Below are 23,021 nucleotides of genomic sequence, written 5' to 3'. Positions count from 1 at the left end.
CATGCAGAGTTATGAATACTTAGGCAAGCCGCTGCAAATCGGCAGCTTGACAATCAAAAACAGGTTTTGCATGGCTCCCATCGGCGGAGGGCAACATCACCTTCCCGGAGGTGGACTGAAGGACGAAACCATACAGTATCTGGTGGAACGTGCGAAGGGTGGCTTTGGTCTGATTTTCACCGGGGCGTTGGCAGCGGACTGTACGGTTGACCCTTATACAGGTATTGGGCCTGCAATTCTTCAAAATCCGGACGCTTTCAAAATGACTGCAACGGAACTGAATGAACGGGCAAACGCCTATGGAACAAAAATTTTCGCACAGATTACGATGGGCTTGGGGCGTAATTATCCGAACCTTCCCGCCCCGTCCTCTGTTCATGTATTTCGCCATCCGGGAGAAGTTTCGCCGGAGCTGACCCATGACCAGATCAAGTCAAAGATTGAGTCGGTTATTAAGGCAGCGAAAATTGCAAAGGATTCCGGTTTCGCCGGTGTGGAAGTCCACTCCATTCACTGGGGCTATCTTCTGGATCAGTTTGCTTTGTCCATGATGAACCACCGTACTGATGAATATGGCGGCAGTTTGGAGAACCGTCTGCGCGCCGCAAAAGAAATCTTAGAAGGAATCAAGCAGGAGTGCGGCAGCAATTATCCTGTGAGTATGCGGCTGGGTCTGAAAACCTTTGTAAAAGACTTTGAAAAAGCAACGCTTACCGGCGAGGACGAAGCCGGAAGGACACTGGAGGAAGGCATCCAGATTGCGAAGCTGCTGGAATCTTACGGATATGACTGCCTGAGTGTGGACACCGGCACTTACGATTCCTTCTACTATGCCTGCCCGCCCATGTATATGCCGAAAGGCTATCTTGTGGAAATGGCAGCAAAGGCAAAAGAAGCCGTGAGCATTCCTATTCTTGCAGGTGGCAGGATGAACGACCCGGACATTGCCGAAGCAGCGATTCGGGATGGAAAAATCGACGCTGTGGTAATGGGGCGGGCAGCATTGGCTGACCCGGAATATCCGAACAAGGTACTGACTGGACACACGGAACGTATCCGTCCTTGTATCGCTTGCAATCAGGGCTGTATTACCCGACTTCAGCAGGGAAAACAGCCTACCTGTGCAGTGAATCCAACCGCTATGCGTGAAATCCGCTTTGCTATGCGTCCCGCAATACAACCGAAGAAGGTAGTCGTTGTAGGTGGTGGCGTAGCCGGTATGGAAACGGCGCGAGTTGCCGCCATGCGGGGACATAAGGTTTCTCTGTATGAAAAAAATGATAAGCTGGGTGGCAATCTGATTCCCGGTGGTTCTCACAGCTTCAAAAAAGAGGTACGGGAATTGAACGCCTGGTATCAGGATGAATTGAGTCTGCTGCCGGTAGAAGTCCATACAGGGGAAACAGTGACCGCCAAGGAGCTGAAAGGCATGGGCGCTGATGTGATTGTGCTGGCGACTGGCTCTGTCCCGATTATGCCGAAGGTTCCGGGTATCGACGACGCAAAGGTGATCGGCTGTATGGACGCATTTGCTCACCCGGAAAAGGTTGGAGAAAAGGTAATCGTGATTGGCGGAGGTCTGGTAGGCTGCGAGATGGCTCTGGATTACGCCCAGGAAGGCAAGAAGGTCACGGTTGTCGAGGCTCTGCCAAAGATTCTTTCCGCAGGAATTCCGTCCCCCATTCCCAACGGACAGATGATTCCTGATCTGTTTGAATACCACCATGTGAATGTCATGGAAGGACATAAGCTTGCTGCCGTTGAAAACGGAAAGGCGGTTCTGGAATGTGCCGGACAGAAGAAAGAACTGGACGCAGATTCCATTGTCATCGCCGTAGGCTTCCGTCCCGCACCGTCTATGGCGCAGGAGCTTGCAGGCTGCGGCGCTGTTGTCTATGAGATTGGCGATGGTCAGCAGGTCAGCACGATTCTCCACGCCGTATGGGACGGCTATGAGGTCGGCAACAACATTTAATCAAGGTATAAGGCAAAACGCTTTATATAAAATCATCATGCAATTTTTAAGGAGGAAATCACCATGAGATCTGAAATCAAAGAATACCAGGCCGTAGAAGAAGCGGCAATGAAGTTTGTCAAGAGCGTGGCCGAGGGCAACAGCAAGTATGCGAAGGAGCTGTTCACTGATGAGGCGGTTCTGTTCGGCTATCTGGACGGCGAGCTGGAGCATGGCTCTATTGAGCAGTTTTACCACAACGTAGACACCGTACCCGGCGGCGACAATTTCAAGGCCCGTGTGGATGTGCTGCTGGTAGAGGAATCTCTGGCTGTGGTGCGCGTTCTGGAGGAAGGCTGGGGCAACCGTATCGACTTTACCGATGTGTTGCTTCTGCTGAAGATGAACGGCGAATGGAAGTGCGTAGCAAAAGCCTATAACCAGAACTCCAACACGATTCAGAAAAAGTAAGGATACCCGGCGGCCAGTCAGCCCGGCTGGCCGCCGGTTCATAGGAGGAATTGATATGAGCAAGAAAATCGTCGTGATTACCGGCAGCCCACGTAAAAACGGGAACAGCTTTGCCATGACGGACGCTTTCATCCAGGCCGCCGAGGCAAAAGGCCACAGTGTTACCCGGTTCGATGCTGCCGCTATGAATGTGAGCGGCTGTCATGCCTGCGAAACCTGCTACAAAACCGGGAAAGCCTGTTCCTTTGACGATGATTTCAACACCATCGCTCCGGCCATTTTGGAAGCAGATGTTGTTGTGTTTACTATGCCAGTGTACTGGTATTCCATCCCGGCTCAGATTAAGGCTATTATTGATAAGCTGTATTCGTTCTGCGTGGCGGGCAAGGAAATTGCCGGAAAAGGATGTGCGCTGATAGCCTGCTGCGAGGAAGATGATATGTCCGTTCTGGACGGTGTGCGGATTCCCGTGGAGCGTTCCGCAGCACTGATGAAATGGCACATGCTGGGTGAGGTATTGGTTCCCGGCGTATTGAATGCGGGCGACATTGCGAAAACAAACGGTTGCCAGCAGGCGGCTGCCCTTGCGGATAAAATGTAATTCAGGAGGGAGACTGCGATGAGTAAGAAAATTGTCATTCTGAACGGAAGTCCCCGCCGGAACGGGAACACATCCACCCTTGTCAAAGCGTTTACGGAAGGAGCGGAAAGCGTCGGAAACACCGTGACAGAGTTCTTCCTTGACGGCATGGATATTCACGGATGTAAGGGCTGTTTTGGCGGTCACAGCAGCCGGGAATGTCCATGCGTCCAGAAGGATGACATGAACAAGATTTATCCGGCGGTGAAGCAATGTCATTTAGTTTACGATAAAAGAAGTCTATCTTCTTTGGAATAAAGCAGTGATCACATCCTTGTGACCATAATTCAGGGGAATCGGAGACATTTTACGGTTTGTGGTACGAATTTTTTGTACGACAAAAAGACAGATTGCATATCTGCCTTTTCAAGAGGTATAATGATAATGATGTTTATGCAGCCCGATATAGGAAATATCGTGGTCTCCGGAAATGAGCAGTTTGAAGTCTTGGATATTGACGATCTCTCCGGATGGGGATCAATTCCCTTTGCAATAGTGACATCACATCATACTGGTCTTTCTCCGTGGTCAGACGGAGGAAGACCCTGCATATATGTGCGGCTATTGTAAAATTGACTTTATATTCATGTTTTGTGTCATGGGTTTCCAGTACCGTACAGTTGACCATGGTTTCCGTTATATTATAGGCAATGAGTTTTGCCCAGATCTCCTGTTCAATATACTGTGGTTTATAGGAATGGAAATATGTTCTACAGACGATTCAAACAGATCTTTAATTTTTTGATGAATTATAGAGATGTGCCTCCTTGAAAAAGCGATATATTGCAAATTCAAGGGGCCGCTCTCGCTGCCTCTTAAATATAATCAACAGCGAGAGCGGCCGCACATTTTGGGTATTTTGTCAATACCCTACAAAAAAATGGTTAGACCCCTAATAGGTACTCTAACCATTCTGGACACAAGGTGTTAACTAAATGACATTGCGCGCTGAACTGTTACAGAAAATATAACTATTTTTTCATTTTCTTCATTGTAAGATTAATCGTGTTAGGGTTAATGATCACTCCGTGGATCTGCTCAGGAAGCGTCTGAAGAATTTTATCAAAAGGCAGCTTCAGGTACTTATATTGGGGCTTTTCTTCCCCTTTTTCTTTTAATCTGGCAGTCTCACGCATTTCAAAGGCGGCAGCGGTCTGTATATCCGTAAACACAGGGCAATAATTTTCACCGTTAGTCAGGGTGATCAGAGGAAATCTCACCTGCCCTTTCTCACTTTCCTCTGTGACAAAGACAGGCATAGCCAGAATACCCTCTCTTAAATGAGTAAACAGCTCCTCCTTCATCTGTTTTAACTCATCTGTGTCTTTATCACCTTCCGGACGTCTCTCTTCCTGACATACATAAACGGCTGTCAATAAAAGTTCCGGATTTAGCACCGGCTTTTTACTTTCCTCCAGATTGGAATAATCCGGTTTCTGGACCAAATGATTTAACTGGATGATCCCCTCAGAAGGGGTTTTCACAGCGTTGACGCCCTGGAGATAAAGGTTAAGAAAATGCTGGCGAAAATCTCTGTTGTGGATAAGTTCTGCCCGGACCGGGATTTTTTTTATCTCAAAGTCCTTTATGGCAGCATCAGCCTCGTCTTTTGACGGGTAAACGTAGACCAGATCATCAAAAGTCTCGCTGTCGCACTCCACATAGGGAAGGTTTGTCAGTGTCGAATAAAGCATGTACATTTCTTTTTGAATCCACAGATGAACCGCCGAACGGCTGGCATCCGAGACAAATTCGTCTTTCAGGCGCCGGCAGATGGCCCATACTGGAAGCCCGACAGCATTCTGCCCATGATCAAGGACAATGGCCGTGACGCCTCTTGGAAACAGATTTAAGAAAAATGAAGGGAACTGACCGTGGGGGATCACTTTGATCTCCACCTTCTCTTTATCTGTGGAAAGTCTTTCCACTTCTTTTTGCGCCAGCTCTTTAGTGCTGAAGAGAAAAATCTGCACATCCTTTGTCGTCTCATTGCGCTGTGTCATCATGACCTGAGAGTTCTCCCGGACGAGGAGATAACACTCCTCAAGTCCCCAAAGCCGGATCATAATATGGTTTTCAAAAAAACCGGTCCTCTGGGCAAAAAACAATTTCTGTTTTGGATTATTCGTCGTATTCTGGGTATAGATCGCCGCCATATTGCGCAGAAGAATAAGATCCTGCATGGAAAGCTGAGTATAGTGCTGAGGTGGGAATGGCTTTTTATCAGCTCCCACGCCTAAAAGTGTTTCCTGTAATTCCTTCTGTCTGTCTTTTTCCATAAAGATTCCCTTTCTGAACGTTTTGTCTAAATGTGTGGAGATGTTGTAAACTAACGTATGATCGTCCGCTTCTGGCAAATAGCCCGCTCAAGCTTCGCGGGAAAATCTCCGTGGCGGATATCCTCTTTATCCATAACGATAATCCCCATTTCCTTCGCTTTCATATAAATTCCCTGGCGTTTCTGCTTAATATCGCTCCATGTGACAAGAACCTGAATCACATGGCCTGGGCTGATGCGGTGGCTGACCGCGTACAGCTCATTAACCGCGTCGGCGTCTGTGGCATTTTCCGACATTTTGCAGGAAACCACTACAGGAATACAGCCGTACATAGCTGTCACATCAATTTCATTGCCGATAATATCCTGGGTGTCGTTTCTGTTCCAGTCCACCTTCAGACTATTTTTTACGTCATGAAATTTTTTTGACGCTTTTAGAGCATAGTAGGTCTTAAATTCCAGCCATATGCCGTAAGTTGTCAGATATCCGGCAGATTCCTTATCTTTATAATCAAACTGAATCTGATTATTTTTTATCGTCAGGTTCTGGATCAACTGGGTACGGGCAAGAAAATGCATAATCTTTGTGTCCGGCACCGGATTTTTATTTTTTCCCCGGTATTCCGCAGGTCCTGAAAAATGCCTGCTGTGTCCGCCCCGCCCGTTGCCGCCGTGCTTTTGCAGATAAGTGCAGACCGACAGCCAGGTTTTGGAATTCTCAAGGACTTTGGCGGCCATGGATAAAAGATTGTCCCTGTTTTTATCCAGATAATCGCTGTCGGCGCAGGCGATCACTTTGCCGCCGCAAGCTTCAATCAGGTCTGACAGTTCAAAACTGTGAAAACCATAATGGCGTACCGGATCATTTAAACAGATAATCCTTGAAAAAGTCAGATCCGCGCAGACCATGGGAAGATCATATCTGCCGGCGCTCTGGCAGGCAGCCACGGCGGACAGAGGATTACACCCGGACAGATCAATGATAATATGGTCATTCCCGTTATCCTTGGCGTACCGGAGAAGTTTTTCTTCCATAGCCCAGTAATTATCGGAATCCATGACCCCAAGCTCAAGCTTTAAGTGGGGGATATATTTCCTGCAGGCCAGATAAGTGTCATAAACCGCCGTATGAGTAAAAAAGCGGGGATCAAAATAAAACATAACAATATCCGGCTGTACTCCAAGGACGGCAGTCATATTTTCAAGAATATTTTTGTGGTAAAATTCAATAAGAATCTCCATTTTAGTTCCCCTTTAACCCGAAATATTTTCAAGCCATCTCCTGCCTGTGTCCAGGCGCTGATAAAACTGAGCGTAAAAATTCTGGTTCAGATGCCAGGGCGTAAGGAAAAACAGCTCCAGAATAAACATGTCCGTTTTCTTCATAAGATCCTGACGGTTCTGGATCAATTTTTCCAGATCCATTAAAAAATAGTGCCAATCACAGATATATTGATCATACTTTTTCAAATCCGGCATATCCATCCATTTTTTTACTTTTATTTTGGTCCTATTTTCCTTTTTACATTCGTGAATCTGTAAAAAATAACGAAATGAATGGTCCTCATAATATCGTCCCAGGGGGAACAGGCGACAGACGCCGGGTCTGAATGGATGGATTTGGCATCTCTTATCATCCCCCAGAAAGCCGCAGGCGTCTGTCTGGGAAACCATTTTCAGGTTTGGCAGAATAAGTCCGTCCACCACATTTAATTCGATCTTTTCTGCCAAAAGCTGCTCAAATGTTGTCTTTAATCCCTGACACAGCCTGAATATATCCATAGGGTCAAGAATCGCCGATGTCCCCATACCTTGACAGCAGGCGCAGCAGCCGCCGCAATCTCCAGTTCCCATGCGGGCCATATCTTCCGGCCCAAGAAGCTTACCATCGGAAATTTCATCCAGAGAAACATTTCTTTTCATGACTGTCACCCCCTTTAATCAAAATTCGTAACTGTTCAGTACCTTCACAGTTACCGAAATTCATAAAAAAAGCTTAAAGCGCTGCCTTCACTTAAAGGCTGTACCGCCACAATATTTTTGTCCAGAACGCTGACTGCGGCGCCCATGCTGACGCCGTCTTTGCGAACGCCAAAGAGATAGCAGCCAAGTTTTATCCCATTCTCGCTCTCATACTGGATATTATCCTCAAAGATCAGGGTCATGGTGGCGTCGCTCTCTATCACTTTGCTGTAGGTCACCTGCTCATAGCCGGCGTCCTCCAAAGCTTTTTTGGCTTCCCTGACTGTCATAGGCGATACAATCCACAGATAAAGGAAGGTCACAGCAAACAGGGCGCCAAAGACAAAGCAGGCCAGCACTGAAAGCCGCCTTTGTCCTGCCGGCTCGTAAAGGCTGGAAATCCCTACAATAAGAAGAACAGCAAAATAAAAATAAATCATGAGCATGTATGGATTTCGGATCAGGGCATAGGTCAGAAAAACTGTGGCCCCGGTCAGCAGCAGGGTGCAAAGCAAAAAATTGATCCGCTGTCCAGTGGTCATCTCAGACTTCCATTTCCGGCCAAAACCTTTAAAAGGACGGTGCCACCGGCCCCGCTTTCTCGCCGGTTCTTTTTTATAAATCCCCGACCTCAAAAGAGCGTCCTCCCTATCTTCTTGAGTTTTCTCCGGATAGCCGCCCTGGATCAGCCAGGCGGCGAGGACAGCCAGGGGAATGACGATGACGTAAACTAAGGGCATATGTATGGTACCCCCGTAAATTACATATTGAATGACATAAAGGAAAACGCAGACCGCTATATAGAGCAGGCAGGCGGCTATAAACAGCCCCCATTTTTTTATTAACTTCTGTTCCATATCCGTCCTCCAAAATTAAGAATTTGCTCCAAAATTGCCGGACACAAAAGCCGTCAGTCATTCACTGTCTTCCATGTCCAGTTTTGTAAAATAGTCTCTCACCTCGTCAAGATCCTCAAATTTTTTGTGGACATGATTTAAAAATTCATCGTCCGGCTGCCAGATATCCGGGACCATAATAGTCATACATCCGGCACTGCTGGCAGACAGCACACCATTTCTGGAATCTTCCAAAGCGTAGCATTCTGACGGACTGCGGCCAAGACATTCGCAGGCCATAAGGTAAATATCCGGCGCAGGCTTAGAAGCCTTTAACTGGTCGCCGCCGATGACCACTTTAAAGTACTGGCGGATCTGTGCTTCCTCCAGGTTGGCGATTACCGTTTTTGTGGACGTGGATGAAGCCACAGCCATATCATAGCCGTGAGTGCTTAAATATTCCACAAGACGATACAATCCTTTTTTCACCGGCATTTTACTATTTTTATGAAAATCTTCGTAAAATTCATCCACATACCGCCGTATACCCGCCGCGTCATAGTTCTCGCCCAGATATTTTTTCCATATAGGTTGTGAAGCGGCGTGATTCATCCCCAGTGTTTCAAGGACCAGGTACCCCAGCTTTCCCACACCGTATTTCTCTCCGGCATAGTCATAAGCCCGGATACACAGACGCTCTGAATCAAACATCAGTCCATCCATATCGAAAATAACCGTTTTTTTATGGACATTTGCCGTCTGCCCCGTCATATTAAAATCCTCCTTTTGACGCCTACCTCTTAGAATAATCCGTCAGATTAAAAATGTTCGGGCCATATCTTCATAGCCGTAAAGTTTCATAACTCTGGCCAGCCCGTCGGCAATTTCTTCTCTGGAAAAGTCTCCCTGTTCAAGAACGTCATCGTCAAGATCATTGAGATAATCATAAAACAACAGTGCCATCTGGAAATATTTGATCTCATTATCTTCCAGAAGATCCCAGAGCATATTTTCCGCCTCGTTGATCTGCCCCTCCCCAGCCATAGCGATGAGCTTTTGGAAGGTGTTATCCTCTGTCACTTCGGGAAGCTCCAGTTTTTCACCGTTCTCGCTGTCTTTACCAAGGAGAAGTACCAGCACGGCATGGATCATTTCATTGATCATTCTCATAATATAGTCATCTTTCAGCATGTCATATCCTCTTAAAAATATTAAACGACATATATATTTGTCGTTTAATATAAAACCTCCGGGGGATAGCCCCCATCTCTACAGATGGATATGCCGCGCTGTGCGCGGCAACACATCTTTTATTATAGTGGTTAAATATTCCCTTGTAAAGTAAAAAAGGCGGTTAATCCAGAAACTGAACCAGCCGGGTCCTTCTCACATCCATATAAAAAAGGATAATAAGGATAATCAGCACCACAGCAAGTATTGTATATAGAACCAGAGACGGAGTCTGTGTCATAAACAGAATTGCTCCGGGAATAAACACAAGAGCCATACCTCCAAACACTGTAATCGTGGGCGCAGCCCCCTGCTTGACAACGGCCGCTTCATTCGTCCATGTAAAGTTGGGAAAATGAATATTTAGGGCCATTCCTCCCACAGCCGCCAGCAACGTGAAAAGAACCGGAATAAGTACCGTAAATACGATATCCGTAAATCCCAGTTGAAAACGGACGGCGCATAAAACCGCGGCGATCAGTACACAGGGAATACCAAGGATAAGGTTCAGCCCGATCTTGGCGTGAAAGACTGTGATAGACCGCACCGGAAAACTGGCGACCAGCCAAAGATTCTTTCCTTCCAGGGAAAGGGAGGCGCTTGTGGTGCTTGTGATCCCGGCAAAGAAGGCAATGAGGAGCGGCACAAGGGCGCCGATCATCGTCCCTGCTTCGGGAATATTTAAAACCGCGTCCAGATCCTTGATGAAGAACAGGGCCACCGCGCCGATGATCAAAAGCACATAGATGAGGGCGGTATTCAGCACATAGATCGTAGATGAAAAATACCGCTTAAACTCCCGTTTTAACAGGGAGCCGAAAACAGTGCCGGTCTTTAACTGTGTCATTTTAAAATTTCCCCGGACTCTATGGGCGGTGAGCGCCGCGCAGAGCCGGTTAAACCGCCAAGCGATCAGAGAAATGATGATCCCAGCCACAGCAATTGAAACTACAAGGTAGCCTGCATAAGCAAGAAAATTCCCGCCCATACCGGATATATAAAGGGCAGCCAAAGGATACAGCCGTGAAACCATATCCATGATCAGCGTATTCATCTGGAGCAGCTTTGTCTCATCCACAGAAGATATATTAAAGGAAAAATACATCACCGCCAGGAAAGCCGCTGTTCCCAAAACCATGACTACAATGTTTTTGTATTTAAAGCGTGCCGCAATATAGGTGATCACAATGCCGATCACCGTGGCAATGGCCAGAGGAACAAGCGGCACAAAAAACATGGAAATTACTGCCCCTAAAACGAACACAGGGGACGGGCCGCATAAAAAACTGTAAACACAAAGTGCTGGGAGCATGATCACCGCCGTGATCACTGTCTCATAAATGTAGAGGGAAGCGAACCGGCTGACAATGATGGCCCAGTTGGTCACAGGCAGAGACATTAAAAGATCGTTGTCTCTCGACGAAAAAATAAAGCTGCTGGCTTTTGCCATTGTTGTAAATAAGATCATAATGCTGGAGACCGTCATCATCAGCGGCATCACAGTCTCCGACAGGCCCATCATAATATAGGCCCAAGAAAAGAAAGCGCTGTAAAATATAAAAACAAGTCCTACCAGCGCCAGAACAAGGGACATGGTGGCCGCCTTGGCCGCTTTCTGCCCCCGCTTTGCCCCGAATTGCCCGGAAAAGACAATGCCTTTAAGCTGAACCTTGGTCAGTTTCACGCATTTACGGATCATGATTCGCTCACCTCCATAAATACATCCTCAAGGCTGCTGTCACCAAGGACGGTGTCCATATCGCCGCAAACAACCAATTTACCGTTTTTGATAATAGCAATTTTATTGCACAGCTTCTGGGCCACTTCCAGCACATGAGTAGAGAAGAAAATGGAGCATCCTTCCCGGCACATTTCTCTCATAAGGTTTTTAAGAGTCAGTGAGGCTTTCGGATCAAGTCCCACAAAAGGCTCATCCAGGATGAGCAGCCTTGGCTCATGGATCAGCGCCGAGATCAGTACCAGCTTCTGCTTCATACCGTGGGAGTAGGATGAAATCATATCCCCCAGATTTTGGGTGATTTCAAACAGATCCCCGTATTTTTTTATCCGTTCTTCCCGCTCTTTTTTTCCAACGCCATAAATATCGGCGATAAAATTCAGATATTTTATTCCTGTCATGTATTCATAAATATCCGGGTTATCCGGAATGTAGGCCATCTCCTGCTTGCATTCCAGGGGCTGTGTCTGAATAGACTTCCCGTTGATGAGGATCTCGCCCTCATTAAAATCCAGTATCCCGGCCACAGCCTTAATAGTCGTTGTTTTTCCTGCGCCGTTATGACCGATAAAACCGTAAATATCCCCATCCTCAATGGTCAGGTTCAGATGATCTACAGCCCTCTTCCCGCCTTTATAAATTTTTGTGTAATTTTTAATCTCAAGCATATTATATCCTCCTGATTTCTCAGGTGGCAGTAAAAAGCCGCCTGTTTTTAGCAAAGATGGCCTTAATCTCTCGAACACTTCTCGGCGTCAATGGCAAGAACAAGCATAAGCGCCATTAAAGCATCCCGGGGATCACTAACCTCGATCACATATGTATCGCTCCAGTGAAATAACTGTTTTGATACCATGGCAACCACCTGATCTCCTGATAAGATCCGGTAATCCCACTCCATAAAATTTCCATCCACATGCCAGCCATTACAGTCAATGTTATATCTGGGCGTGAAAAGAGAAAATTCCTTAGAAATACAGCCGATATACTGCTGTCCCACATAAAGTTCAAATTTTGGCAGGAAGGTGAGGACAACTTCTTTTACAGTGGCAATATGCTCCCCCACACTGTTCATAATGTGAAGGCAGTGGCCCCAGGATAGTTCCCCTTTGACTGTAAACAGGTTATTGCCCTCCTCGTCATAGATATCATAGCTGTCAAACCATGAAAATATTCTCTGCTTAAATAATAGTTTCATACTCATACATAAATCTCCTCAGATAATTATTCAGAACATAGCCGTGCAGAGCCTACAGCGTCCTGTACCTGTATAGTAATGCCTGCAGCTATATTTATCAAGATATTTTTTCCAAAGCGTAAAGCGCCGCTCCGGCAGCTCCCACAATCTCCGGCTCCTGACAGATATAAAGTTTATGGCCAATTTTTTCTTCCACAGCCCTGACAACTCCCGGATTTTTGGCCACACCCCCGGTCATCATAAACTCCGGCGCCATCCCCACCCTGCGCAGAAGGCCGTAAGCTTTGTTGGCAATGGCATGGCAGACGCCATTGGCAATATCCGCCTTCTCCCTATTATTAGCGATCAGTGAAATCACCTCCGATTCGGCAAAAACGGAACACATACTTGTAATCTCAATATTTTCCGTAGACGTCAGAGCAATGGTTCCAAGCTCGTCCAAGGATACTTCCAGGGTACGGGCGATCATTTCCAGGAAGCGCCCGGTACCCGCCGCGCATTTGTCATTCATGACAAAATCTTTTACGTCACCCTCCGGGCTTAAACGGATTGCTTTACTGTCCTGGCCTCCGATATCAAGAATTGTCTGTATATTCGGATTAAAATAGTGGGCTCCCTTGCCATGGCAACTGATCTCCGTAATGTTTTCATCGGCAAAAGGGATGCTGACCCGGCCATATCCCGTTGATACGATCCATGAGATATCTTTTGGCTCAAGGCCGGCTGAATTTAAAACTTTACCGTATACTTTATGGGCGCTGTCACCGGATTTTGCCCCCGTACGCACCACGGCAAAGGCCCGTATATTTTTGTTCTGATCCATAATAACCGCGTTGGTAGACGTAGAGCCGCTGTCAATACCCATGACATACACAGGCTTATTTTTCTCCATAGTTTCATGCACCTCCTTCAGTTTATGAGAATTATCTTTCGCGGACGGCAAAGATTCCAAAAATGCCTCGATCCGGGTCCGGATCTGGCCGCAGCTCTGACGTGTGTAGTCAGTTTCCAGCAAAAGCATTGGGCGGTCCATCCAGTCTTTGATCCATGCATACTCATAGGCGTAATTATCACAAAACTGAACGGTGTGATAAATGACCCCGTCCACACTGCCCGCGCTTTTCCGGATCAGCTCATCGCGGTTAGCTGCCTGTTCCATACGCATACAGGGAAACTGCCCTAAAAGGCCACGGACATATCCGGTCATAACCCCTTTCTCATCGTAGACAAGCCGACGTTCCAGGCCAGTGCATGTCAGGTCAAAGGCCACGTTGGCGCCATTGTCTTTAAGTATTTCTTTAATACTGTCATTGGCTCTGGCTCCGATTATACCAATGTTTACCTGATCACTTTTCACATTAAACTGGCGGCTTTCATGGTCTGCTCTAAGGCGGGCTTCAAATACAGATTGATCAAATACCTTTTTGCTGAAATCTTCATAGGCCCGGATCATATCCCTGATCCGCTGTTCATAGATCGTAACGCCGGCATCTTTTGTGATCCGGGGTGTGTCCAGCATATAAATAAACTTTTGGGGAAATTCTTCAACAAGAACATCGTAAAGGCGGCGGATGCTGTCGCAGCATGTCGTCAGGATCACTCCTTCGTAATCTCTGTCCATGACCTCCTCCAAAACTCCTTTAGCGAAACTGCATATGTTAGGGTGCATCCGTTGTTCCGCCTGGTTAAAACTGGTCACGTCCGGCTCAATCCGCTCCATGTCTGCGCCCATGGATTCAAAAATCTCCACAGGCGCATATTTGCATATATAACCTAGCATATCTGTTCTTCCCTTTCTGATTCTTCCGCTGTTTCCTTCTCATCCAACATTTCAAGGAACGCCTCAAGGCGGGTGCGAATCTGCCCGTCATGACTGTTGCGCCGGTCAATCCCGTCCCCGTCTAAGATCAACATGGGAATATTCATTTCCTGCATTTTTTCTTTCAGCAGTAAGCTCCCTCCGGAAGACTGTTTACAGCCCCAATGGCAGAACTGGATCAGGGCATCCGGCTGAAGTTTCCGGGCAAGACGCCCCACCATCTGGGCTTTGTTGGAATAGGAGCCATTATACAGGTTGTGGATGATCTTTCTGGCCAGAGCGTGGAAAGGCTTTGTAATATCCATAGCTTCCATGGAATCCATGGACATGTCACAGGCGATGATCTGATATTTTTTATTTGTATTAAAGTAACTTTGGAGGGTTTCCTGATAAAATGGGATCAGATGGACCCAAAGGATCTTCTTTCCGTCAAATTTAGGATAGGTTTTAATATCCTCAATCATAAAGCGGATAAGATCAAGAAATTCCCGTGTACCGATGAGCAGATGCATCCCCATCATCAGATAAAGATGATGGATCAGCTCTCCTGGGTAATAGCGCTCGCTTTGCAGCCTGAAAAATTCCTCCAGCGCTTTTCTTGTCTGATTTTCAATGTCAAGCCTCTGTCCAAGGGCCGCCGCGTCAAAGCGACCGCCAAAGCGGGCCGCCAGAGCATTTCCGAAATCCTTTAACTGCTCTGCCAGATACTCCACGGATGCCGGATCATCCCGGTAAGGGACATCAAGAAAAGTAAAAGGTACCCCTTTCTTTTTTTCAAGATAACGGAATGTATTTAAGTTCCCGTCACAGGAAAGGGATGTAGTCACCGCGTACTCCGGCACCGGCACCGCACCGCTGTCAATGGCACCCACAAAGGTTTTGTGGTAGGAACAAAGGGTCGGCGCAATACCGGCGTTCTGAGCGTGGTCAATGAAGAAATCTTCCAAGTGATATCCGCTAAAATAGCAGGCCAGACACTCGATGGAAAGGGTATTCAGGCCAAAACACTGGATGATTTCACAGGGGGCGAAAATATTGCCCCATACATAGCTGTCCGGGCGGGCCAGTGAGTCCGCAACAAAGGACATCATCATCGTCTCAAGGCGCTGGTTACCTTTGGAAATTCCTTTGGTGGGCAGCACCTTCATGCGGAATTTATTTAACCGGAAACCGAGAAGGATTTTTCCCCAGCTTTCCTCAGGGTGGGCGATGGTCTGTTCTTTTACATAATTGATGTATTTATCCGCGATCCACATTGTATTTCCTCCAGATATTTCTTCAACTCCATAACATACAATTCCCCCAATTGACTTAAAAAGGTATTTTTTCTCACAATATACCCGATCTCCATAACAGAATTTCTGTTTTCTGTGTCATCCAAAAAAGGAATGGCCACAAATTCATTGCCGTTAAGCTCCTCGCAGATAATCCCGGAACAGAGGGTATAACCTTTAAGTCCCACCATAAGATTCAACATAGTAGCCCGGTCATTTGCCCGGATGATCTGAGGGTACTCCCGGTCTGATAGGATCTCCTCTCCGAGAAAAAAGGGGCTGTCATCCCCCTGCTCAAACATGAGGCAGGGATACTTGGAAAGCTGATCAAAACTTATGGCAGCCTCACCAGACAGAGGATGACCTTTCCAGAGATAGACATATACCTTACATTGGATCAGATGATGAAATTCAAGGCCGGCGCTCCGAAGCATTTTCTCCAGACCTCTCCGGTTAAAATCGCACAGATAGAGAATGCCGATCTCACTTTTCATTGTGCCAACATCCCGGATCACATCGGCAGTCCTGGTCTCCCGGATGGCAAATTCATACTTTGACATATCAAACTGCTGCGCCATGTCAACAAAAGCTTTCACGGCAAAAGAATAATGCTGTGTAGAGACGCCGAACTTTTTCTTTAGCATACAGTTTGCGCCATAGCGCTCCAGTATATCCTCATATTGGCTGTAGAGCTGCCTGGCATACTGGAGAAACTGGGCTCCATCCCCGGTCAGGGTCACACCCCTGCCGCTGCGGTTAAATAAAATGATCCCTAGCTCCCGTTCAAGCTCCTGCACCGCGCTTGTTAAAGACGGCTGGGAGATATACAAAAGCTGGGCAGCCTTATTCATTGAGCCTGTCTTTGCGATGGTGATGACATAGTTTAACTGGTTCAGAGTCATTTTTCACCGCTCCCGTCAGACGATCTTTTTCGCCTTATAAGCTTCTCCCCAGTGGGACATAGCGTCCAGAATAGGTTTTAAGCTCTGTCCAAGTTCCGTCAGGCTGTACTCTACCCGGGGCGGCACCTCAGCGAAAACTTCCCGGCTGACCAGCCCTTTCTCCTCCATATCCCTAAGCTGGGCGGTCAGAACCTTTTGGGACACATTGCCGATAGATTTCTTTAATTCTCCAAAACGCTTTGTCCCTGGCAAAAGATCTCTCAATATCAGGACTTTCCATTTATCACCGATCAGCATTAACGTTGTTTCCACCGGACATGCCGGCAATTCATTAGTAATATTCATGGTCATCGCTCCTTACAAAATCCCAATAGTTTCTTTTAGATACATACAGCATATTTTTCACTTACTTTAATTTTGATCTTTACAAACTTATCATATCAGCGGGAACCGAAACTGTCAACATTCCCCGTATTTCCCCCGTACCGGCTCCAGCCCGCAAATTTTTCATCTTAGAGAAAGTACAGATTCCGTCATATGAAAAGCCCCGGAAAAACCTTTTTCCGGGGAAGACTATGTCTGTAAATCTGCAAAAATTTTAAAGATTGATGGCTTTCATTTCCCGTATACATTTCTTCCGAACAAAATAAAAGCATACGCCCTGCATGATTATGGTCAAGATCCATGAGCCGGGGTAGGAAATAAAAAGAAATTGGAGCGTCCTGTTGTGAGGGAAAAAGGCGTAGATCCACAGAATCCTTGTTCCCACTGTACCAATAATGGATAAAACCATAGGCACCGCCGAGTGCCCCATACCTCTCAGCGCACCGGGGATCAGATCCATAATGCCGCAGAAAAAATAAGGAACTGTTGTGATGGATAAAATCTCCAGGCCGCAGGCCACCACATCCGCCTCCGATGTGTAAATACCCAGAAGCTGGGTACCCAAAACATAGGCGCCAACTCCAAGGATAAGCGATACGCCGATGGAAAGAATGGCACAGTCAAGGAGAACCCGGTCCATGCGCTTGCGCTTTCCTACACTGTAGTTTTGGCTTGTAAAACTCATACATGCCTGAGTAACCGCATTGACGGCTACATATAGAAATCCAAGGATATTATTAGCCGCAGTGTATCCCGCCATGGCTGTGGAACCGAAAGAGTTGACCGAGGACTGGAGCAGGGCGTTTGAAAAATTAATGACCGTACTCTGAACCCCGGCGGGAATGCCTACCTGAAAAATCCGCTTCAAATATTCTTTTCTCAGTTTCAGCTTTGAGAAACGGAGCTGATAGCTTCCCTCACTGCGGTAAAGGCACCACAGCACTAAAACACAGGAAATCATCTGGGAGGCCACAGTGCCGATAGCTACGCCGGCAACCCCCAGGGGAATGACAATAACCAGAAGCAGGTCAAGAACTACATTGGCCAGCCCGGCCACGATCAAAAAGATCAGGGGCCGCTTTGTATCGCCCACCGCCCGTAAAATCGCCGCTCCGTAATTATACAGCATGAAAAATGGCATTCCCATAAAATAAATACGCATATAGACCACCGACTGGTTGATCACATCTGCCGGCGTGTCCATAAGGGCCAGGGCCGGCCGGGCCATACCTACACCGACGAAGATCATAACAATGCCGCTGATGAGGGCCAGAGTGATGGCCGTATGTACCGCCTCAGACATTTCTTTGTCCCGCCCCGCCGCGTAAAACCTGGCGGATAAAACATTGGCTCCCAGGGAAATCCCGATAAAGAGATTAGTAAAAATATTGATCAGCGCGGTCGTCGAACCGACGGCCGCAAGCGCCTGACTGCCACTGAATCTTCCCACAACAATAATATCAACAGCGTTAAACATAAGCTGCAAAATACTTGAAATCATCAGTGGAAGTGAAAACGAGATCAATTTGTCCATGATCGAGCCATTACACATGTCGATTTCAAATTTACTTCTTTTCAAAGTCCGATCCCTCCACTAAATTTTACCACTGGTAATCTTACTGCATTCTTTCTCTTTCGTCAATATCCCCCTCATCGGCCTGCTCAACACAGATCGCCGGGCGGCTTTCTCCAGAGCCGCCATCGCCGTTGTCCTTTAAAGTCAGTTCAATAACCATTTGCCCCGGATTCATGGACATATAGACCTCTTTTCCCCTCTCAGCCGCGGCCTGGGCCGCTTCCTCAAGAATCGCCCCTAAAATATCACGGTTCAGATAACCGCCCCGCCACTGAAAGACAAAATGAGGCTGCCCTTTTCTTGCTACAGCCTTTAAACGTTTACCCACATCCTCAGTTTTTGTCAGCGCCAGACGGTTCTCAATGTAATATCCCCGGCGGCTGTCGCCGCATTCTGGTATAAGATACATGGACGGACGGTGGTCCGCGAAAATCTGACGGTCACTTAAATTAAAATAGTCAAATCGTTTCGCCCCATACCGCCCAAGAGAATTGTCAAAAGTGGCGTCCATATGATACCACTTTCCGTCAAGTTCAATGAGATTCCAGGCGTGGCGGTAGCGGACACCCTTGTCCGGGTCGGCATCGCTGACTGCAATAATACATCCCAGCCCCAGGCGGTCGCAGAGAATTTTTACTGTTTTTGCAATTCCCTCGCACACTCCTATCCCCTGGGCCAGAGGTCCGATAATCTCATGTGAATACTGTTTTTTCAGTTTATCATAAGTCACATTGGAGGTGATGAAATCATGAATAAACAACTCTTTTTCCAGCGGCGTCAGCCCTTGGGCCTGACGTACAAGGCGGGTGACACGGGCGTCCAGAGCTTTCCTGTGTTCCAGGATTTTTTTCTTCTCAAACATATACCGGGGCGTCATACGGACAGAGTCACCAATATCTGTAAAACGGTAGGAAAATGTATTCACATAAAAAATTTCTGGATGATCCAGCCGGAGCCTGAAAAAAATGTCCGTCAGATCCCGGTTTTCAAGTCTGGGCACGTCAAATTCCGGAGATATGGCTAAAAATCCTTCCATCATGGCATAGTAAGCCGCCTGCTGGCTCTTATTCATCTGCCGGTAATAATGTTCCTGCTTCATCAAATCTCTCTTTCCTTTACTGCCTTCAATCGCTGGTGCCTTCCAGGAGTATGCACTGTACCGTCCCCATGTCCAGGGGATCAACGACCCAGTCCGCATCCGGAATATCTTCCTTTGGAGAAAGATTGGAACGAAGATATAAAGTGGACAGCCCCGCGGCTTTAGCCCCATGGATATCACAAATACCGTCGTTGCCAACCATAATACTCTCCTCCGGAGCAATCCGGCAGACTTCCATCATTTTTTTATAAAATCGGATGTCCGGCTTTTTCACGCCATAGTCCGATGAAATAAAAATCCTGTCAAACAGATCCCATATTCCCAGAGCTTTCATCTCATACTCCGTAAAAATCCGCTGGGCGTTGGATAAGAGGATCACCTTGCGCCCGCGGTCCCGGAGATTTTTAAGGAGCCCGGCTGCGCCGTCATATAAACGGACGTACTCTGTAGACAACACTCTGAAAAACTGTCCCGCTAAAACGGACAGTTCCGGATCCGCTTCCACACCTTTCATCCGAAAAAGTCCGGCAAACACCTTTTCAATCTGGATTTCCGGAAATGCCTCATGGCCGATATTCCGCTCCACCATGCCCTCCACGGCGTGGCTCGCGGCGTCCTGACGGCTCATACGCTCATAGGCCCCTTTCAGCTCCAGTGGCGAGTAATGAGCCCCGTAGTACCCGTAAAACAAAGCCAGTTTCTCCCACACAAGTGATTGTCCCTCATCGGTATGGATATCCACCAGTGTTCCATACAGGTCAAATATACAATTTTTATAAATCTTCATTCTTTCGTCTTCCTCCAGTTATCTTCCGTCCAAAGCCAAAGTCATGGGGCGCGGCCAACTGCCAGAAGGCCACAGCGCTGGCGGCGGCTACGTTCAGCGAGTCTACCCCGTGGGCCATGGGAATGCGCAGTGTATAATCACATTCTGCCACGGTTTCCGGTGCAAGGCCGTCCCCTTCCGTTCCCAGAACAATGGCCAGCTTCTCCTGGGACATCACTTCCGGATCTTCAATAGACCTGGACTGATCACCAAGGGCCATGGCCGCCGTTTTAAATCCCATGGAGCTAAGCCATTCCATCGCCGGATGGGGCCAGGCATACTCGTCTTCCATATAGGCCCATGGCACCTGAAACACTGTACCCATACTCACTCTCACCGCACGCCGGTATAAAGGATCGCTGCAGGCTGGGGTAAGGATAACCGCGTCAATGTACAGCGCCGCTGCGGAGCGGAAAATTGCCCCGATATTAGTGGGATTGACAATATTTTCCAGTATAGCGATCCGCCGGGCACCGGCGCAGATCTCTCCCGCATTCCGGGGGGCGGGCCGCCGCATGGCGCACAGCATCCCCCGCGTCAGTTTAAAACCTGTAAGCTGTGTTAAAATATCAAATTCTGCGGTAAATACAGGCGTGTTTTCACACCGGTCTAAAACCGCTTTCGTGTCCCCCGCAAGGCGCCGTTTTTCCGCCAGGAAGGAAATGGGCTCGCAGCCTGCGTCCAGGGCAAGTTGGATCACCATGGGACTTTCCGCGATAAAAATTCCTTTTTCCGGCTCATGGCGGTTTAAAAGCTGTCCCTCACTGCACCGGGCGTATATATCCAGCCGGGGATCTAAAAAATCTGTGATTTCAATAATCTCCGCCATCTAAAGTCCCACCTTTGCGATTTGTGATCTTACCCGGATCATTGGCTGCACCTCTGCGTGACGTAGGCCTGCGCATAAGTTTCAGCCGTTCTTTATCCTCTTTACCTACCCGGTAAGATTCCCTGATCTTCTGAATGGCCTTATTGTGGGTAAAATCATCTAAAATATTTTTTTCAAAGAGAACCTCTGTTTTTTCAGGGTATTTAATGTAGGCGATGGACACCGCCCAGGCCACGGCCATCTTAACATAGTAGCCGTCATGACGGATCCGCCCCAAAATATTAAGAACCTGGTCGATAAAGGGATCAGTCAGGAAAAAATCCAGCATACACACAACAGCGAAGCGGATTTCATACTCCCGGTCACTGGCGGCATATTTTTTTAAATAATCAAACCAGTCCTGGGGTTTTTTCTCCATAAACTTGTATGTTGCGCAGCAGCAGTCACAGATTCCCCAGTTATTGATCAGCGGAACAAAAGCGTCCAGCTCCCTGCGCCTGCGCTGGTCATCCATTTTCCCGTAGCCGATCATCATTCCCCGGATCATCAGTTCCTCATAAACCTTTATATCCGCCTGGCCCGCAAACGAATCATATCCGTCCTTTGCGGCTTTTTTAGCGATCTGTCGGAGTTTTGGCACCCGCACTCCAAGGATATTATCCAGGCCGGGTACAAGAGACTTGTGAAATTCCCGGTATTTAGGATCTGTATTATCTTCAAGTTCCCGGCGAACCCAGGCAGTTATATTTTCTGAAACATTGTCATTAGCCATTAAATTTTCTCCTCTGTTACAATATCCTTTAGCGCCCGGGAATTTTTTTCCTGATTTTCCATGATCTCCCGGTCGATTTGCTCAAGCCTTTCCATAATCTTTTGTATCTGAGAGAATGTCTCCCCGGCCCGCTTCTGGGATTCACTAATTTTATCCCGGACAACCCAGTCAATAAACAGTCCGTCCAGGAAATAATCGGCAAAATGGAGAAAATCTCCGATTTCCGGATGAAGATCCGCTGGGATTTCTGCCTTGACGTCGGCCAGTTCTGTGCGGAAATTTCTCAGGGCGTTTTGCAGTTCCTTCACATTCTTCTGGACATTGTCCAGCTTATCGTACTTTACAATATCTGCCAGAATACCTCCGCCGATGAGATCTACCGTACTCCAGCTTTTAGCGCTGTCCAGATCCGCGATAATATACCCGGCAATTCTTTTGGCTTTATTTCCCGCTACTATCGCCTCATCCACTTCTTTTTTCTGGCCCTTTAAAATGCCCGCCTCTTTTTCAAGCTCAAGAATCTTCTGTCCTTGGATGCTCCCTGAAGCTTTCATCTGCTCCAACTTCTGGTCAAAAACTCTGCCATACTCCTGCTCACACCACATGAGCCTTTCCAAAATTTTTTTACAGTGATCAATATCCTCATTGACTGCCTGAAGCTCTCCTTCCGCCGCGTCATATTTGACAGCCGCCGCGTAAGCTTCTTCCTGCTCCTTTGTGAGTTTTTCTCCGATTTTTCCTGTGACCCGGTAAAAAAGGGCTTTCAAACTCCGGTTCTGAAGCCGGTCAACATCTTCCTGTTCGTCAATCTTTTCCTTTCTCAATTGATCCACCCGGATCCCCAGATCACGCTGCTGTGCGTAAAGATCCTCCAATTTGACTTCTGTCCGTTTTTTTTCAACAATATCCTGCTGTAAACGCGAAAGTTCACTGTCATAATGATCCATAGCCATTCCTCCCGTCAATTAACTGCCATTATCATAACACACATCCTACCTGGGAACAACAAAAAGGTTGAACCGGCTGACGGCCCTTTTCTTCCGGATTACATATATATTTATAGTAAACGACAAATATATTTGTCGTTTACTATAAAACCTCCGGGGGATGCGCACGATTTTTGTAAGGAAAGATCTGCCCTTTGCGCAGCAAAAACCGGCGCAGGAAACATCACAAAAAATTATTATGACGTTTCCTATAAAATATGTTATGATTAAGTTCAATACCGGATGG

General features: G+C 47.3%; 23 protein-coding genes. 4 read left to right on the top strand and 19 right to left on the bottom strand.

Translation table 11 applies throughout. The features are described 5' to 3' along the window. Position 1: 1 nt before the first annotated feature. The 4 genes from HNP82_RS03035 (at position 2) to HNP82_RS03020 (ending at position 3,323) form a co-directional block, all read left to right on the top strand. The gene (locus HNP82_RS03035) at positions 2-1,975 is read left to right on the top strand and encodes an oxidoreductase (RefSeq protein ID WP_183771374.1); all 1,974 of its coding nucleotides are present in this window, start codon (positions 2-4) and stop codon (positions 1,973-1,975) included. A 63-nt stretch (positions 1,976-2,038) separates the two neighbouring features. Continuing rightward, positions 2,039-2,425, top strand: coding sequence for a nuclear transport factor 2 family protein (locus HNP82_RS03030; RefSeq protein WP_087249569.1), 387 nt, complete (start codon positions 2,039-2,041; stop codon positions 2,423-2,425). A 55-nt stretch (positions 2,426-2,480) separates the two neighbouring features. Beyond that, positions 2,481-3,026 carry a flavodoxin family protein gene (locus HNP82_RS03025; RefSeq protein ID WP_087249567.1) on the top strand — a complete coding sequence of 182 codons (546 nt, stop codon included), beginning with the start codon at positions 2,481-2,483 and terminating at the stop codon, positions 3,024-3,026. 18 nt (positions 3,027-3,044) lie between these two features. Beyond that, entirely contained in the window at positions 3,045-3,323 is a 279-nt protein-coding gene (locus HNP82_RS03020; protein ID WP_243164623.1) for a flavodoxin family protein, read from the top strand. A 713-nt stretch (positions 3,324-4,036) separates the two neighbouring features. Here HNP82_RS03020 and HNP82_RS03015 read toward each other — a convergent pair. From HNP82_RS03015 to HNP82_RS02925, 19 genes are all read right to left on the bottom strand, one after another. After that, a complete protein-coding gene (locus tag HNP82_RS03015) occupies positions 4,037-5,344 on the bottom strand; it encodes an SseB family protein (RefSeq protein ID WP_183771372.1) in 1,308 nt (435 codons plus the stop codon). A gap of 50 nt (positions 5,345-5,394) precedes the next feature. Beyond that, positions 5,395-6,585 (bottom strand): Card1-like endonuclease domain-containing protein, encoded by a 1,191-nt coding sequence (locus tag HNP82_RS03010; protein WP_183771370.1) that lies wholly within the window; start codon positions 6,583-6,585, stop codon positions 5,395-5,397. Between the two features lie 12 nt (positions 6,586-6,597). Next, the gene (locus HNP82_RS03005; protein WP_183771368.1) at positions 6,598-7,266 is read right to left on the bottom strand and encodes a YkgJ family cysteine cluster protein; all 669 of its coding nucleotides are present in this window, start codon (positions 7,264-7,266) and stop codon (positions 6,598-6,600) included. 50 nt (positions 7,267-7,316) lie between these two features. Beyond that, positions 7,317-8,162 (bottom strand): hypothetical protein, encoded by an 846-nt coding sequence (locus HNP82_RS03000; protein WP_183771366.1) that lies wholly within the window; start codon positions 8,160-8,162, stop codon positions 7,317-7,319. 57 nt (positions 8,163-8,219) lie between these two features. Beyond that, positions 8,220-8,912, bottom strand: a complete 693-nt coding sequence (locus HNP82_RS02995; RefSeq protein WP_183771364.1) for an HAD family hydrolase — start codon at positions 8,910-8,912, stop codon at positions 8,220-8,222. 42 nt (positions 8,913-8,954) lie between these two features. Further along, positions 8,955-9,332 (bottom strand): DUF6483 family protein, encoded by a 378-nt coding sequence (locus HNP82_RS02990; RefSeq protein WP_183771362.1) that lies wholly within the window; start codon positions 9,330-9,332, stop codon positions 8,955-8,957. A gap of 163 nt (positions 9,333-9,495) precedes the next feature. After that, positions 9,496-11,070 (bottom strand): ABC transporter permease, encoded by a 1,575-nt coding sequence (locus HNP82_RS02985; protein WP_183771360.1) that lies wholly within the window; start codon positions 11,068-11,070, stop codon positions 9,496-9,498. Further along, positions 11,067-11,777 carry an ABC transporter ATP-binding protein gene (locus HNP82_RS02980; RefSeq protein WP_183771358.1) on the bottom strand — a complete coding sequence of 237 codons (711 nt, stop codon included), beginning with the start codon at positions 11,775-11,777 and terminating at the stop codon, positions 11,067-11,069. Before HNP82_RS02980 ends, HNP82_RS02985 begins: the two co-directional genes overlap by 4 nt. Positions 11,778-11,839: 62 nt before the next feature. Beyond that, the gene (locus tag HNP82_RS02975) at positions 11,840-12,307 is read right to left on the bottom strand and encodes an LURP-one-related/scramblase family protein (protein ID WP_183772079.1); all 468 of its coding nucleotides are present in this window, start codon (positions 12,305-12,307) and stop codon (positions 11,840-11,842) included. Positions 12,308-12,404: 97 nt separating this feature from the next. Continuing rightward, complete coding sequence (locus HNP82_RS02970; RefSeq protein ID WP_183771355.1) at positions 12,405-14,087, bottom strand: acyl-CoA dehydratase activase; 1,683 nt, start codon at positions 14,085-14,087, stop codon at positions 12,405-12,407. Beyond that, a complete protein-coding gene (locus tag HNP82_RS02965; protein ID WP_183771353.1) occupies positions 14,081-15,382 on the bottom strand; it encodes a 2-hydroxyacyl-CoA dehydratase subunit D in 1,302 nt (433 codons plus the stop codon). Before HNP82_RS02965 ends, HNP82_RS02970 begins: the two co-directional genes overlap by 7 nt. Further along, the gene (locus HNP82_RS02960) at positions 15,349-16,302 is read right to left on the bottom strand and encodes a LysR family transcriptional regulator (RefSeq protein WP_183771350.1); all 954 of its coding nucleotides are present in this window, start codon (positions 16,300-16,302) and stop codon (positions 15,349-15,351) included. The genes HNP82_RS02965 and HNP82_RS02960 overlap by 34 nt, the downstream gene beginning before the upstream one ends. Positions 16,303-16,317: 15 nt before the next feature. Continuing rightward, complete coding sequence (locus tag HNP82_RS02955; protein WP_330599395.1) at positions 16,318-16,647, bottom strand: winged helix-turn-helix transcriptional regulator; 330 nt, start codon at positions 16,645-16,647, stop codon at positions 16,318-16,320. A 253-nt stretch (positions 16,648-16,900) separates the two neighbouring features. Beyond that, entirely contained in the window at positions 16,901-18,238 is a 1,338-nt protein-coding gene (locus tag HNP82_RS02950) for an MATE family efflux transporter (protein WP_183772078.1), read from the bottom strand. 64 nt (positions 18,239-18,302) lie between these two features. Next, positions 18,303-19,361: a transglutaminase domain-containing protein gene (locus tag HNP82_RS02945; RefSeq protein WP_183772077.1), complete on the bottom strand. Its 1,059-nt coding sequence runs from the start codon at positions 19,359-19,361 to the stop codon at positions 18,303-18,305. A 25-nt stretch (positions 19,362-19,386) separates the two neighbouring features. Then, positions 19,387-20,148: an HAD family hydrolase gene (locus HNP82_RS02940; RefSeq protein WP_183771346.1), complete on the bottom strand. Its 762-nt coding sequence runs from the start codon at positions 20,146-20,148 to the stop codon at positions 19,387-19,389. Next, positions 20,135-21,016: a TrmH family RNA methyltransferase gene (locus HNP82_RS02935; protein ID WP_183771344.1), complete on the bottom strand. Its 882-nt coding sequence runs from the start codon at positions 21,014-21,016 to the stop codon at positions 20,135-20,137. Before HNP82_RS02935 ends, HNP82_RS02940 begins: the two co-directional genes overlap by 14 nt. Continuing rightward, positions 21,000-21,788 carry a DNA alkylation repair protein gene (locus HNP82_RS02930; protein WP_183771342.1) on the bottom strand — a complete coding sequence of 263 codons (789 nt, stop codon included), beginning with the start codon at positions 21,786-21,788 and terminating at the stop codon, positions 21,000-21,002. The genes HNP82_RS02935 and HNP82_RS02930 overlap by 17 nt, the downstream gene beginning before the upstream one ends. Beyond that, entirely contained in the window at positions 21,788-22,735 is a 948-nt protein-coding gene (locus HNP82_RS02925; protein WP_183771340.1) for a hypothetical protein, read from the bottom strand. The genes HNP82_RS02930 and HNP82_RS02925 overlap by 1 nt, the downstream gene beginning before the upstream one ends. Between the last annotated feature and the right edge of the window lie 286 nt (positions 22,736-23,021).

Source organism: Catenibacillus scindens (assembly GCF_014202115.1).
In the GTDB taxonomy this organism is placed as follows: domain Bacteria; phylum Bacillota; class Clostridia; order Lachnospirales; family Lachnospiraceae; genus Catenibacillus; species Catenibacillus scindens.
This window is presented reverse-complemented; position numbering and strand designations above follow the sequence as displayed.

Excerpts from the sequence above, each read along its gene's own strand:
- HNP82_RS03035 (WP_183771374.1), top strand. The coding sequence starts at position 2 with ATGCAGAGTTATGAATACTTAGGCAAGCCGCTGCAAATCGGCAGCTTG.
- HNP82_RS03030 (WP_087249569.1), top strand. The coding sequence starts at position 2,039 with ATGAGATCTGAAATCAAAGAATACCAGGCCGTAGAAGAAGCGGCAATG.
- HNP82_RS03025 (WP_087249567.1), top strand. The coding sequence starts at position 2,481 with ATGAGCAAGAAAATCGTCGTGATTACCGGCAGCCCACGTAAAAACGGG.
- HNP82_RS03020 (WP_243164623.1), top strand. The coding sequence starts at position 3,045 with ATGAGTAAGAAAATTGTCATTCTGAACGGAAGTCCCCGCCGGAACGGG.
- HNP82_RS03015 (WP_183771372.1), bottom strand. The coding sequence starts at position 5,344 with ATGGAAAAAGACAGACAGAAGGAATTACAGGAAACACTTTTAGGCGTG.
- HNP82_RS03010 (WP_183771370.1), bottom strand. The coding sequence starts at position 6,585 with ATGGAGATTCTTATTGAATTTTACCACAAAAATATTCTTGAAAATATG.
- HNP82_RS03005 (WP_183771368.1), bottom strand. The coding sequence starts at position 7,266 with ATGAAAAGAAATGTTTCTCTGGATGAAATTTCCGATGGTAAGCTTCTT.
- HNP82_RS03000 (WP_183771366.1), bottom strand. The coding sequence starts at position 8,162 with ATGGAACAGAAGTTAATAAAAAAATGGGGGCTGTTTATAGCCGCCTGC.
- HNP82_RS02995 (WP_183771364.1), bottom strand. The coding sequence starts at position 8,912 with ATGACGGGGCAGACGGCAAATGTCCATAAAAAAACGGTTATTTTCGAT.
- HNP82_RS02990 (WP_183771362.1), bottom strand. The coding sequence starts at position 9,332 with ATGCTGAAAGATGACTATATTATGAGAATGATCAATGAAATGATCCAT.
- HNP82_RS02985 (WP_183771360.1), bottom strand. The coding sequence starts at position 11,070 with ATGATCCGTAAATGCGTGAAACTGACCAAGGTTCAGCTTAAAGGCATT.
- HNP82_RS02980 (WP_183771358.1), bottom strand. The coding sequence starts at position 11,777 with ATGCTTGAGATTAAAAATTACACAAAAATTTATAAAGGCGGGAAGAGG.
- HNP82_RS02975 (WP_183772079.1), bottom strand. The coding sequence starts at position 12,307 with ATGAAACTATTATTTAAGCAGAGAATATTTTCATGGTTTGACAGCTAT.
- HNP82_RS02970 (WP_183771355.1), bottom strand. The coding sequence starts at position 14,087 with ATGCTAGGTTATATATGCAAATATGCGCCTGTGGAGATTTTTGAATCC.
- HNP82_RS02965 (WP_183771353.1), bottom strand. The coding sequence starts at position 15,382 with ATGTGGATCGCGGATAAATACATCAATTATGTAAAAGAACAGACCATC.
- HNP82_RS02960 (WP_183771350.1), bottom strand. The coding sequence starts at position 16,302 with ATGACTCTGAACCAGTTAAACTATGTCATCACCATCGCAAAGACAGGC.
- HNP82_RS02955 (WP_330599395.1), bottom strand. The coding sequence starts at position 16,647 with ATGAATATTACTAATGAATTGCCGGCATGTCCGGTGGAAACAACGTTA.
- HNP82_RS02950 (WP_183772078.1), bottom strand. The coding sequence starts at position 18,238 with ATGTGTAATGGCTCGATCATGGACAAATTGATCTCGTTTTCACTTCCA.
- HNP82_RS02945 (WP_183772077.1), bottom strand. The coding sequence starts at position 19,361 with ATGAAGCAGGAACATTATTACCGGCAGATGAATAAGAGCCAGCAGGCG.
- HNP82_RS02940 (WP_183771346.1), bottom strand. The coding sequence starts at position 20,148 with ATGAAGATTTATAAAAATTGTATATTTGACCTGTATGGAACACTGGTG.
- HNP82_RS02935 (WP_183771344.1), bottom strand. The coding sequence starts at position 21,016 with ATGGCGGAGATTATTGAAATCACAGATTTTTTAGATCCCCGGCTGGAT.
- HNP82_RS02930 (WP_183771342.1), bottom strand. The coding sequence starts at position 21,788 with ATGGCTAATGACAATGTTTCAGAAAATATAACTGCCTGGGTTCGCCGG.
- HNP82_RS02925 (WP_183771340.1), bottom strand. The coding sequence starts at position 22,735 with ATGGATCATTATGACAGTGAACTTTCGCGTTTACAGCAGGATATTGTT.